10 protein-coding genes are annotated in these 13,231 nt (G+C 51.3%); 3 read left to right on the top strand and 7 right to left on the bottom strand.

Annotated features, from left to right (window positions below; genetic code table 11):
- Positions 1-14: 14 nt before the first annotated feature.
- Complete coding sequence (gene ahpF, locus ACSYSY_RS00285; RefSeq protein ID WP_491707354.1) at positions 15-1,580, bottom strand: alkyl hydroperoxide reductase subunit F; 1,566 nt, start codon at positions 1,578-1,580, stop codon at positions 15-17.
- 134 nt (positions 1,581-1,714) lie between these two features.
- On the bottom strand, positions 1,715-2,281 hold the full coding sequence (gene ahpC / locus ACSYSY_RS00280; RefSeq protein ID WP_491707353.1) for an alkyl hydroperoxide reductase subunit C: 567 nt from the start codon (positions 2,279-2,281) through the stop codon (positions 1,715-1,717).
- 196 nt (positions 2,282-2,477) lie between these two features.
- Between ahpC and ACSYSY_RS00275 the strand changes: the two genes are divergently transcribed.
- On the top strand, positions 2,478-3,410 hold the full coding sequence (locus tag ACSYSY_RS00275) for a LysR substrate-binding domain-containing protein (RefSeq protein WP_491707352.1): 933 nt from the start codon (positions 2,478-2,480) through the stop codon (positions 3,408-3,410).
- A 104-nt stretch (positions 3,411-3,514) separates the two neighbouring features.
- On the opposite strand, the gene putA is transcribed toward ACSYSY_RS00275, so the two are convergent.
- The 5 genes from putA to ACSYSY_RS00250 form a co-directional block, all read right to left on the bottom strand.
- Positions 3,515-7,147, bottom strand: coding sequence for a bifunctional proline dehydrogenase/L-glutamate gamma-semialdehyde dehydrogenase PutA (gene putA, locus ACSYSY_RS00270; protein ID WP_491707351.1), 3,633 nt, complete (start codon positions 7,145-7,147; stop codon positions 3,515-3,517).
- Positions 7,148-7,320: 173 nt separating this feature from the next.
- On the bottom strand, positions 7,321-7,989 hold the full coding sequence (locus ACSYSY_RS00265) for a glutathione S-transferase (RefSeq protein WP_491707350.1): 669 nt from the start codon (positions 7,987-7,989) through the stop codon (positions 7,321-7,323).
- Positions 7,990-7,994: 5 nt separating this feature from the next.
- A complete protein-coding gene (mnmA, locus tag ACSYSY_RS00260) occupies positions 7,995-9,086 on the bottom strand; it encodes a tRNA 2-thiouridine(34) synthase MnmA (protein WP_491707349.1) in 1,092 nt (363 codons plus the stop codon).
- 36 nt (positions 9,087-9,122) lie between these two features.
- Positions 9,123-9,437, bottom strand: coding sequence for a ferredoxin family 2Fe-2S iron-sulfur cluster binding protein (locus ACSYSY_RS00255; protein WP_491707348.1), 315 nt, complete (start codon positions 9,435-9,437; stop codon positions 9,123-9,125).
- Positions 9,438-9,550: 113 nt separating this feature from the next.
- Entirely contained in the window at positions 9,551-10,678 is a 1,128-nt protein-coding gene (locus ACSYSY_RS00250) for a cysteine desulfurase family protein (protein WP_491707347.1), read from the bottom strand.
- 540 nt (positions 10,679-11,218) lie between these two features.
- Here ACSYSY_RS00250 and ACSYSY_RS00245 point away from each other — a divergent pair.
- Together ACSYSY_RS00245 and tyrS are read left to right on the top strand one after the other, a co-directional pair.
- Positions 11,219-11,887 carry an alpha/beta hydrolase gene (locus ACSYSY_RS00245; protein ID WP_491707346.1) on the top strand — a complete coding sequence of 223 codons (669 nt, stop codon included), beginning with the start codon at positions 11,219-11,221 and terminating at the stop codon, positions 11,885-11,887.
- A gap of 33 nt (positions 11,888-11,920) precedes the next feature.
- Positions 11,921-13,177, top strand: coding sequence for a tyrosine--tRNA ligase (tyrS, locus tag ACSYSY_RS00240; RefSeq protein WP_491707345.1), 1,257 nt, complete (start codon positions 11,921-11,923; stop codon positions 13,175-13,177).
- Positions 13,178-13,231 lie beyond the last annotated feature (54 nt).

Genomic DNA, 13,231 nt, shown 5'->3' with positions numbered 1-13,231 from the left:
CCCCTTTTATTTCGCTATTCTTTAACGGGAACGCGAATCATATAGTCAAAGGCGCTTAAAGCCGCTTTGGCTCCTTCACCCATGGCAATAACAATCTGTTTATAGGGGACAGTCGTCACGTCACCTGCAGCAAAGACCCCGGGCACAGATGTATGGCATTTCTCATCAATAACAATCTCACCACGATCATTGAGCGTTACGACGCCTTTGAGCCATGCGGAATTCGGATCAAGCCCGATCTGGATGAAAATCCCGTCCACATCAAGCTGATGCTGCTCTCCTGTTTCCCGGTCTTTCCAGATCAGCCCTGTCATATCTTTCCCGTCACCCGTGATGATCTCTGGAACGGCATTTTTGATGACCGTCACGTTAGGAAGCGTCTGAAGCTTGTTCTGTAGAACCTGATCAGCTTTCAGGATTGAATTACGCTGCAGAAGGGTCACGTGAGAGACGATCCCTGCCAGATCAATAGCGGCTTCAACACCACTATTCCCCCCTCCGGCAACAGCGACAGGGCGCCCTTTATAGAAAGGCCCATCACAGTGAGGGCAATAAGTCACACCACGCGTGCGGTATGTTGCCTCCCCCTCAATTCCCAGAGAACGCACTCTGGCCCCGGTGGCGATAATAATGGTGCGGGCTTTCAATCTGGCACCATTTTCGAGAATAATCTCATGCAGCCCGCCCGGCTCCCCGGCCGGCACTAAGGCTGCTGCCTGCTGCGAAGCCATGATACGAATGTCGTAACGCCTGACATGGGCATCGAGATTCTGTGAGAGGAGCAGGCCTTCAATTTCAGGAACGGAGATAAAATTCTCAATCCCGGCTGTGTCCATCACCTGTCCGCCAAAGCGCTCGGCAACGATACCGGTTCTCAACCCTTTGCGGGCCAGATAGATGGCAGAGGCCGCGCCCGCTGGCCCCGCACCAATCACCAGCGCATCAAAAGGAGCCTCGTTATTCAGGCTTTTGACTGCCAGTGCCTCACTGCCTTTGTCAATTTTGGCCAGGATTTGCTCAAGCCCCATCCGGCCACTGGCAAAAGGAGCCCCGTTCAGGAAGATCTGAGGGACAGAGCGGATATCTCTCTCAGCAATTTCTTCAGGGAACAGACTTCCCTCTATCGCGGTATGGCGAATCCGTGGGTTCAACACACTCATTGTGTTGAGAGCCTGCACGACATCCGGGCAGTTATGGCAGGAAAGCGAAAAATAGGTCTCAAAATGATAAGACCCCGTTAAAGAGAGGATTCGTTCTTTCTGGGATTCCTCAATTTTGGGAGGATGGCCGCCTACCTGGAGGAGAGCCAGCACCAGAGATGAGAATTCATGCCCGAGTGGGATTCCTGCAAATGTGACGGAAATATCGGTCCCTGTCCGTTTGATATCAAATGAGGGGCGACGTTCATTCTGCCCGTTCTCATTAAAGACAATCTTGTCAGAGAGGTCGGAAATTTCTATAAGAAAATTACGCATCTCAGTCGATTTTTCGTCAGTCCCCAGTGACGACTCGAGTGAAATGTCCTGTTTGACGTGTTGAAGATAACTGCGCAATTGCGCTTTCAGCTCATCAGTCAGCATTTTTACCTCGTAAAAAGTAAGGGTTATCGGACCCTTGCATTAGACACAGCGAAAAAAGGGCGTGCCATCTCCCCAGCGGCACGCCCTTTTCGCAGGTGGTTCAAACCACCTGCAAAATTTGTGACATCAAATTCTTAGATCTTGCCAACGAGATCCAGAGATGGTGTCAGGGTCGTTTCGCCCTCTTTCCATTTTGCCGGGCAGACTTCACCAGGGTGAGACGCAACATATTGAGCGGCACGGATTTTATCGAGAAGCTCTGTTGCGCTGCGACCAACGCCACCGGAAGTCGTTTCAATATACTGGATGCGACCTTCCGGATCGATCAGGAAGGTTGCGCGTTCGGCCAAGTGGCTGCCGTCATTGATCAGGACGTCGAAGTTCCTGGCAATTGTGCCGGCTGGGTCACCAACCATAACGTACTGAACCTTGCCGATTGCTGGTGACGTATCGTGCCAGGCTTTATGTGTGAAATGCTTGTCTGTTGAGACAGAATAGATTTCTACACCCAGTTTTTTGAAAGCTTCGTAATTCTCTGCCAGATCTTCCAGCTCTGTGGGGCAGACAAAGGTGAAATCAGCTGGGTAAAAGAACACAACGGACCATTTGCCACGAAGGTCGGCATCCGTGACGGTGATGAATTTTCCGTTATGAAACGCTTCTGCGGTAAAAGGTATTACCTGTGAACCAATAGCTGGCATCAAAAATCTCCTATTAATAACAGCATTAAAAATTATGTCGCGACACAGCGAGCAGTCCTCTAATGGAAGCAGCAGGAAGCCGCGGCTGTCAAGAGTTTTCAGGGGTGATGCTCTCTCACATCACAGATAGAGTTTATCGCTCTTTACTGATGTTTTTACCCTTTCACACTGTAAGATAAAATCCTATTTAAAGGGTATGTCCTATGTCCCTTTATCCGGCTTATCCCTCCGGGATATTGAATATGTGGTTGCTGTTGATGATTTGCGCAACTTTTCCCGCGCAGCAGAGCGTTGTGGCGTCAGCCAGGCGGGCCTCTCTGAGCAGGTTCGTAAACTTGAGCAACTTTTGAATGTCACTTTATTTGAACGGACGCGCCGTCATGTCGCGCCCACACCTGATGGTGTACGCTTAATCGGAATGGCACGGGAGGTGCTGACCTCTGCCCGCAGGCTCCTGGAAGTTGCCCGTGCTTATACAGGCCCGCTAAATGGTCTGCTTCATATCGGTCTGATTCCGACGCTTGGCCCTTATTATATTCCTGCCCTTCTTCCCAGATTACGTGAGGCCTATGACCAGCTCAGCCTGCGCCTGAGTGAAATGACGACAGAAAACCTTGTCAGTACACTCAGGCAGGGTGAACTTGATCTTGCGATTATGTCTCCAACGTCCATGACCTCAAATTTCGAACAAATCCCCTTGTTTGAAGAACCTTTTCTGGCCGTGTTTCCACGCGATCATGAGCTTGCCAAAAAAGACGTCATTACCTTCAAGGACCTCGCTCGCCCTGATCTTCTCCTCCTTGAAGATGGCCATTGCCTTCGTGAACAGGCTCTTTCTATCTGCCCGGCAAATTTCCGCCCCCAGGACCAGCGCCTGGCAACAAGTCTGGAAATGCTCTGGCATATGATCGCTGCGGGAGAAGGTTTCTCTCTCATTCCCCGCCTCGCTCTTGAAAACCGCGCTGAACTGGAAACATTAGTGGCTGTTCGCCCGATCCAGAGCACGGAAGCCAAACGCGCGATCAGTCTCATGTGGCGTCCATCAGACCCCCGGGCTGATTCCTTCAGGGAACTCGCAGCATTTCTCAGTTCACACATTCCTGAAGGGTGCAAGAAGCCTCTTCATTAAAGCCCTTCGACGTAAGCCATCTTGATATTACTTTAGTAAATCCCATAAAAAACGGCCCTTTTTCTTACCGAAAGAGGGCCGTTTTTATTCCGGATCTGTAAAAATCAGACCTGAGCCATCAAGCGGGCATTCCCTCCCGCAGCAGCGACATTATTGCTGACATGCTTTTCTTCAAGAAGCCATTCCGGGCGCAGAGTTTCCGGATTGCCGATATAAACCAGAGGGACGGCCTGTTTCTCATCTTTGAGATGGTCACGCACAATCTGCCACAACGTCTCATTTTCAGTCTCAGACAGGATAAAGGCGCAATCAGCCAGGTCCCCTTTATTTTTCACAATGGTAATCTCTCTGGAAAGCACTTCCGGCAGTGTTTTCAGGCAAAGTTCCATTTCAGGAGAGGCCATGACCGCTGCTGAATTGCCACAGCTTATAACGTAGCTGATCAGGCGTTTCAGACCTGTTTCAGTTTCTGCCAGAATAAGCGCCTGCCCTCGGGCTGTCAGGGAATAAAGGTTGGTCTCCCCTACCGGAGACGGCATTTCAAGCGTTAATCCCAGCAACCCATGGCTCATCCAGGGCAGGACTTCCTGTGCAAGATCAGGATCGCTCGCTCTCAGCCAGAGGAGCCATGACCGTGCCATGGGAGACAGAGCATTATTGGAACTCAGAGAACAGGCCGGAGCAACAGCCAATTGACGCCGAACGGCCAGAGGCCCACCCGCTTTTGGTCCTGTTCCTGAAAGACCGCGTCCACCAAACGGCTGCACGCCCACAACCGCGCCAACCATATTGCGGTTTACGTAGATATTACCCGCGTCAATCTTTTCAACCAGCCGATTGATCGTCGAAGGCAGACGACTATGCACGCCAAATGTCAGCCCGTAACCAGTGGCATTGATATCCTTGACGAGCGTCTCAAGCCCCCGCCGGTGATAAGGCATGATATGCAGCACAGGGCCGAAAACTTCCCCCCCGATTTCTTCGACTGAATGAACTTCAATCAATGTGGGCGGGACAAAAAACCCGTGATCGGTTTCCTCTTCAACCAATGGGGTGGAGAAAACCTTGTGCTTTTTATCTTTGAACCGGATGATATGCTCCATGATCCCGTCACGGGCACGCTGATTAATCACTGGCCCGACATCTGTTTTTAAACGACCGGGAGCCCCCACGCGTAATTCCGCCATTGTGCCTTTCAAAAGCGACAAAATACGCGGCATGGCTTCATCCTGCACGCAGAGGAGCCTGAGAGCGGAACAACGCTGACCCGCACTATCAAAGGCTGAATTGACGATATCAATAATCGCCTGTTCCGGCAGAGCGGTGGCATCAACAATCATGGCATTCAAACCACCTGTCTCAGCCACAAAAGGTATGGGCTGCCCATTACGCCCCAACCTGCCGACCAGATGCCCTGAAATAGACTGGGCCACTTTTGTCGAGCCCGTAAACATCACACCAGCGATACGCTTATCTGAAACAAGGGCCGTTCCAATATCACTGCCACGGCCAATAACGAGCTGAAGGGCCTCAGCGGGGACCCCTGCCTGATGCATCAGTTTTACGGCTTCCACAGCAATTAATGACGTTGATTCAGCCGGTTTGGCCACCACATTATTGCCCGCTGCGAGAGCCGCTGTAATCTGACCGAGGAAAATCGCCAATGGGAAGTTCCATGGACTGATACACACAACCGTGCCCAGGGGACGGTGGGTCTCATTATTGAAATCTGCCCAGATCAGACTGGCATAATAACGGAGGAAATCAACGGCTTCACGCACTTCTGCAATGGCATTGGGGTAGGATTTCCCGGCTTCCCTGACGGCAAGAGCCATAAATAAGACGCAGTTTTCTTCAAGCAGATTCGCCGCCCGCTCCAAAACATAGGCCCGTTCAGCGGGTGCTTTGGAACTCCAGACTGACGAATTTTCAGCCACCTCCACGGCTTTTGTGACATCATCGGGAGTACTGTAGCTAATAGTGCCCACAATATCTCTTTGATCCGCCGGATTCAGGACTTCCTCTTTCTGCGTCGAAGAAACAACACCGACAATCAATGGTTCTCCATCAAGACGATCAGGGCATTGGCCTAAAAATTCCCTGAGCTCACGCAAGGTATCTTCGTCATAGAGATCAATCGTAGAGGAATTTTTGCGATTTTTCCCGTAAAGCTCTGATGGAGATTTAATCAGAGGATGCTGATGCCCTATAGGCGGGCTGTTACGCACCTGCTCAACAGGGTCTTCAACCAGCTTTTCCAATGAGACAGAGCGATCACCCACAAGATTGACAAATGACGAATTGGCCCCATTTTCCAGCAGACGACGGACAAGATAGGCCAGAAGCGTTTCATAAGTCCCTACGGGCGCATAAATACGGCAGGGGCGATTGAGCTTTGTCGGTCCTACAACTTCGCTATATAAATTTTCACCCATTCCATGCAGGCACTGGAACTCATAACGCCCGATGGAGAAATCATCTCCCGCCATCGCATAAATAGAGGCCAGAGTGCGTGCATTATGCGTCGCAAATTGAGGGAAAATTTCCTTGGGCGCTGCCAGTAATTTGGCCGCACAGGACAGATAAGCCACATCTGTATGGCATTTACGCGTATAAACCGGAAAATCGGAAGCCCCATCAATCTGGGCTTTTTTGACCTCACTATCCCAATAGGCTCCCTTCACCAGACGGACCATAATGCGATGATTGGTCCTTTTCCCCAGATCAATAATGAAGTCCAGCACGGCAGGCGCACGGCGGCCATAAGCCTGCACCACGAACCCGATCCCGTTCCAGCCAGCCAGCTCCGGGTCCTGGCACAGAGCTTCAAGAAGATCGAGAGACAGCTCCAGGCGTTCGCTCTCTTCAGCGTCAATATTAAGGCCAATATCGTGGTGACGGGCACGAAGAGCCAGACCCTTCACGATTGGCAGGAGCTCGCTCATGACCCGCTCACGCTGCAAACGGCTGTAACGCGGGTGCAGAGCGGATAATTTTATGGAAAGACCCGCTCTTTCATACACATTATTCCCACGTGCATTTCGGCCGATCGCCTCAAGGGCTGCGTGATAATCTGCCCGGTAGCGGTCTGCATCGGCCTGGTCGAGCGCTGCTTCACCCAGCATGTCATAGGAATAGGCAAAACCTTCATCTTCATGCTTGCGGGCAACCTGAAGCGCCTGTTCAATCGTCTCGCCCATGACGAATTGTTGCCCCATCATCTGCATGGCAAAGCGCATTGCCATCCGGATAAAGGGCATGCCACGTCGCCTGACGATTTTCATAACAAGGCCAGAACGGTCCTCTGGCGCAACAATCTTCTTTGTTAACGAAAGCCCCCATGAAGCCGCATTCACAATCAGCGATTTACCGGGCCCCATATGGGAAAGCCAGTTCCCCAGACTGACCTGATCACGAATCAGGTCATCTCTCGTCGCTTCGTCAGGTGTCCTTAACAGAGCCTCTGCCAGGCTCATAAGGGCAACACCCTCTTCAGAAGCAAGGCTGAATTCCTGAACCAGCTGTTCAACAATTCCAGGATGTTTCCGCCCGCGCAAAGAGCGGGCCAGTTTCATGGCGATTGTGGCAGCACGCTGATTCTGCTCCGGAGACAGGGCCGCATGTGCCAGAAACCCTTTGACACATTCCTCTTCAGATTTACGTGTCTGTTCTGTAATGCGGCGCCGCAAATCTGAGCGCTCTGGAACAGTTTCAAAAAGATCCACGAGATATGCCATAAACCTTATCCTGCAATGTTACGCTATCTTTACGACCCCGCAAAGAATAGTGAAAAACCGGAGTTACAAGTCGATGACACCATAAGTGGCAAGTCATGTCTATATAGCACTATAGGCTATAGAAATTTTTTACCTGAAATAATCTCTCTGATTCAGCTCAGTTTACCAGGAAATCAGGAATAGATTAAATGCCATTCTTCCGGTTCTGCCAGGGCTCTTTCAATCCATTCCAGCATCAGCTCATGAGAGAGACCTCTCTCACACCATGACACAACTTCCGGGGGGAGGAACGCCTCCAGAGCATATTGTTTGATACGCAGCATGACCGGCGCATACATGCAGTCAGCAACCCCGAACTCTGACCCAAACAGATAGGGTGTTACGTCCCCTGTCCGCGTCAGAGCCTGCAAAAGCGTTTTGCCAAGTAATGCCAGATCTGCCTTCAGCCCGGCCTGCTGTTCGTCAGACAGGCCTTGTGGGCGGGCAGGCTCACGGCCAATATCCATCGGACAGATCTGCCGCAAATTACGAAATCCTGCATGCATCTGGGCGCTGACGCTATAAGCATGCGCCCGGGCTGCCCGTTCTGTTGGCAGAAGAGCTGGTTCAAGTTCGGCACAATAAAGACAGATTGCCAGACTTTCCCAGATTTTGGCCCCGTCATGTTCAAGATAAGGGACCAGACGGTTGGGAGAGCGTTTATGAATTTCCTCGGTCTTCCCTCCGCCTTTCAAGGGAATGATTTCTTCTGTGACATCAAGCCCGGCAAGACGGACCGCCAGCCACCCCCTCAGAGACCATGAAGAATAACGAAATGTTCCCAGAAGAAGTGTGCCAGCCATGTCTGTCAGTCCTTTTTCTTTTCAGAAGTGATAAATCCACCTCCGAGGACGCGTGTTCCGTCATAAAGAACACACGCCTGCCCCGGAGCAGGAAGAGCGGGGTCATCGAGCACAACTTCCGCCTTGTTCTCAGCCATAGGTCTCACTGTTGCCTGTCTCAACCCTTCACGAGCCCGCAGCTGCACGCCACAGCGCACCCCTTCAGGCCCGACATCCGTCAGCCAGTTCATATTCCGCAGGATAATATGCGTATGACCGTCCTTGTCGTCCAGACTGGCGCGGGGCCCAACGATAATACGCCGCGTTGGCACGTCGATTCGCGTGACTACCTGCCGTTCGCCTGTACTTGTGTGGATATCGCCAAGCCTTTTGCTCTGGCCGACAGTATAGCGGGCGATGCCTTCATGCTGGCCGAGCTTGCGTCCTTCTTCGTCAACAATATCGCCTGCCCCCTTGATCTCGGGGCGCATCGTCTCAACGAGGTCCACATAAGACCCTTTTGTGACAAAACAGATATCCTGACTATCGGGCTTATCAGCAACATCCAGCCCCAATTCAGCCGCGAGCGCTCTGACGGCATCCTTATCGGGCATCTCTCCTAATGGGAAACGCAGAAAATCAAGCTGCTCCTGAGTCGTGGCAAATAAAAACCATGACTGGTCTCTGGAACTGTCCACAGGACGATGCAGCTCAACGCGCTCTGGCCCTTCTATCCGCCTGACATAATGGCCGGTCGCCATAGCCTCGCAACCAAGGTCGCGTGCCATATTCAGAAGATCTGTAAATTTGACCCCCTGATTACACGCAACACAGGGGACAGGCGTCTCTCCCCGCGCATAGGCATCCGCAAAATTTTCGATCACACTGTCACGAAAACGGCTTTCCGCATCAATCACATAATGAGGAAAACCCATCCGGTCGGCAACGGCCCGTGCATCCATGATGTCACGTCCGGCGCAACAGGCGCCCACCCTGGCCGGGCCACGGTCATCATAAAGCTGCAAAGTCGCCCCGATAACCTCATGGCCCTGTTTTTTCAGAAGAGCTGCCACGACTGAGCTATCCACTCCCCCAGACATGGCCACAAGAATACGCATAGTCTGCAAATCGCCTCTTACTAACTTCCGCTCAGATCAATTGGTTTTCGGCAGACGGACGACCAGACCATCTAGAGCCTCGGTCATGACAATCTGACAGCCCAGACGGGAGGTTTTTTCAAGGCCGAAAGCCAGATCGAGCATATCTTCCTCGTCATCTGTCGGCGGGGTCAGCTTGTCAGCCCATGCCGGATCAACAACAACGTGGCATGTCGCACAGGCCAGAGACCCCTCACAGGCACCTTCAAGGTCGATATCATGTTCATGAGCGATTTCCAGAATAGACAGGCCAACCTTGGCATCTACTTCATGACGTGTGCCATCCTGCTCGACAAAAACAATATGCGGCATTTATATCCCCTTAAAATTTCCTCAAAATAAGATTTCATCCCACGAGGTAAAACGTCCCGCAACAAGGTGCAAGGTCTTCGTGAAGCAAGAGCCCTTATTTAATGTGGCTCATTCTATCTTTTTAAAAGGCGTTTTGCCATCTCCTGATAGGCTTTTCCAAAAAGCTCCACCGATTCAGCTTCCGCATTCCAGGGCAGCGAAATTCTGATCGCCTGACCTGACGCCACGCCGAACCCCATGGCCTGCAATACGTGCGAAGGAGAGACTTTCCCCGATGAACAGGCTGACCCGGCTGAGACACAGAACCCTGCCAGATCCAGCATCATCAGCTGCGTCTGGGCAGACACACCTGGCAGAATAACAGAAAGTGTCTGTGGCAGACGCTCAAGCCCTGCACCAATGCTGATTCCCCCCGCCTGCTGAATAAGGGTTTCCAGCCTGTCAGTCATTTCCCTGATCGGGCTCCATTCCTGCTGCGAGGCTGCGGTCAGGGCGGCGCTCATTCCCATAATTGCCGCAAAAGCCGGCGTTCCCCCTCGCCTTCCTCGTTCCTGTCCCCCTCCGGGAAGTAATGGAGAAAGAGGACGGTCTTCCGGCAGAACAAGGGCACCGACCCCTTTCAGTCCCCCGAATTTGTGACCTGAAAGAGCAATCGTTGCATCTCTCGTCACTTCCGGGTCCAAAGTCACGCGCCCTACACTCTGCACAGCATCAATATGCAGAAAGGCATTATACTCCCTGCATAAAGCGGCCACCTCTCTGAGAGGTGAGAGAATACCTGTCTCATTATTGGCAGCCATGACACAGACCAGACTGGGCACACCGTCACTGAGATGCGTCTTCAACGCCTCAAGATCAAGAAGTCCTTTTTTATCGACGGGCAGACGAACCGCATCAGGAGCACCTTGTAGAATGGCGGCATGCTCCGTCGCTCCAACAAGAATCCGCCTGTTCTCTGAAAAACCAAAAGCATGAAGGGCCAGTGTATCGGCCTCAGTTGCCCCGGAGGTAAAAACGCAACATCCCGCCTCTCTTGAAAAAAACGAGGCAATTGCCTTGCGTGAATCTTCCAGCGCCTGGCGGACCCGACGTCCATAGAAATGAACCGAAGATGGATTTCCCGAAAATTCGAGCCCCCTGATCACAGCCTCTTTCGCTTCAGGTCGCAAAAGTTCTGTCGCGTTGGCATCCAGATAAACGGGCTGAGAAACACGAGGATATCCGTGAGAAAGGTAAGTCACTATTTTACGCCTACTGAAACCGCACTTCCTGAAATGATTCCGGGCTGAACCATCAGGATAAATAAAATTACAAATATCTGTAATGGAAAAACGAAGCTAATATATTACACCAAAAGGCACTAATAGATATTTCATGTTTTTAATATAATGTATTTCTATAAAAAACCGCTAACATTCCCTTAAGAAATTCGTCTACCCATTGTTAATAACCACGATCATTTTCATTATTTACTACGAAGTTACCATAAAAAATCATCAACAAATCTTCTTTTTCTATATTACGTTCCGGGTTCATTTCACGTGGTTACGATTTCGTTACAAAAACAGATCATGACCATTGTGTGGCAATGACGATTTTTCTGGAAATTACACTCCCAAAGCAGATATATAAGCTACTGTCTTGCAGCAAAGTAAAGAGTTTCTGCCTCTGCTATGATCAGGTTTTACGACCTGTCTGACTTAAATTTCTTCCGACCGCTTCCTCTAACCTGGTCTTACAAGACACCCGGGTTATGAATGGGTCACAAAATTGAGAGACGAATGCCTGAAGTGATGTTCGCCGGCCCAGAAGGGCGGCTCGAAGGGTGTTATCACCATTCTGACAATCCCAATGCACCATTGGCACTGGTTCTTCACCCGCACCCTCTGCATGGGGGAACGATGAATAACCGCATCACCTACACGATGTACCGCCGCTTTCAGGAAATGGGTTTTTCTGTCATGCGATTCAACTCACGCGGGGTCGGTCGGTCACAGGGTCGTTACGATGGCGGTATTGGTGAAATCTCTGACGCCGCTGCCGCTTTGGACTGGATGCAGATGGTAAATCCGAATTCCAGTGAATTATGGATCGGTGGCTATTCCTTTGGTGCCTTTGTCGGCATGCAGCTCCTGATGAGACGCCCTGAAATCAGTGGTTGGATCAGCATTGCACCTCCGGCAAGCGACTATGATTTCGGCTTCCTGGCTCCCTGCCCATGCAGTGGTCTGATGATTGCCGGCGGCAAGGACTCCATGGCGCCTGAAAGCAGCATCCGCAAAGTTGTCGAAAAGCTGAACACGCAGAAAAATGTCGTCGTCGATTATCGCATTTTTGAGCAGGCTGACCACATCTTTGCCCAATATGCCGACAGGGTCGCCGATGCGCTGGAAGATCATGTAACAAATCGCCAGGCTGAATTTCGCATTGCCCAGCAGGCAGCGGGTTAATCTTTAAAAAATAATCATCAGGAAAAATCCCGCATGACGTCAAATTTCTCCCCCCGCAGTGCCTTCCTTCAGGAAGCACAAGCCCGGGGAATGATTTTTCAATGCACGGACAGTCAGGGCCTTGATGAGGCCCTGTCAGCAGGTCCCATCACTGCTTATATCGGGTTTGACCCAACCGCTGACTCCCTTCATATCGGCAATGCCCTGTCTATCATGATGCTGCGGCTGCTCCAGAAACACGGGCACCGTCCAATCGCCCTGATGGGGGGCGGAACGGCCAGAATTGGTGACCCGTCTTTCCGCGATGAAGCACGTTCACTGATCACAGCCGAAACAATTGCCCATAATCTGGCCGGGATTGAATGCTCATTGCGTCAATTCCTGAATTTTGACGACCAGAATAAAACCATTCTTGCCAATAACGCAGACTGGCTGGAGCGCCTCTCCTATCTTGACCTCCTGCAGGATGTCGGGGTGCAATTCTCTGTCAGCCGCATGCTTTCTTTTGAGAGTGTGAAGCAACGTCTGGACCGCGAACAGGGTCTGACCTTCCTTGAGTTTAACTACTCAATTCTCCAGGCCTATGACTTCCGCGAACTCTACCGCAAACATGGCGCGATTCTCCAGATGGGGGGATCGGACCAGTGGGGCAATATCGTCTCCGGGATTGATTTGGCCCGTCGCACGGACAATGTGCGTCTTTATGGCCTGACAACACCTCTTGTCACCACATCTTCCGGTGCCAAAATGGGGAAATCCGCCAAAGGGGCTCTCTGGGTTCGTTCAGAAAAACTGCCGGTCTTTGATTACTGGCAGTTCTGGCGCAATACGGAAGATGCCGATGTTGAGCGTTTCCTCAAAATGTTTACGGATCTTCCTATTGAAGAATGTGAACGATTGGGCCGCCTTGAAGGTGCTGAAATCAACGAGGCCAAGAAGATTCTGGCCACTGAAGCGACTTCTATCTGCCATGGTCGCAAAGCAGCCGAAGAAGCGGCAGCCACGGCACAAACAGTTTTTGAACAGGGCTCAAACCGGGTTTCCCTCCCTGAAAAGGAACTTTCAAGCACTTTGCTTGAGGAAGGGCTTCCTGCTTTCCGCCTTCTGACAGAAACAGGCCTGACAGCCAGTGGTGGTGAAGCCAGACGCCTTATCCGCGGTGGCGGCGCAAGGCTGAATGATCAGGTTATTACTGATGAAAACCAGCTCATTACTGAAACTGATTTTCTCGATAACGGGCTGAAACTGTCTCTCGGAAAAAAGAAACATATTCTTGTCCGCCTGATTTAGGTCTTTGCTGAAAATAATAAAATTAAAAGGCAGGGCTGTGTAACGGCCCTGTTT

Source organism: Aristophania sp. ESL1100 (assembly GCF_058511235.1).
This window is presented reverse-complemented; position numbering and strand designations above follow the sequence as displayed.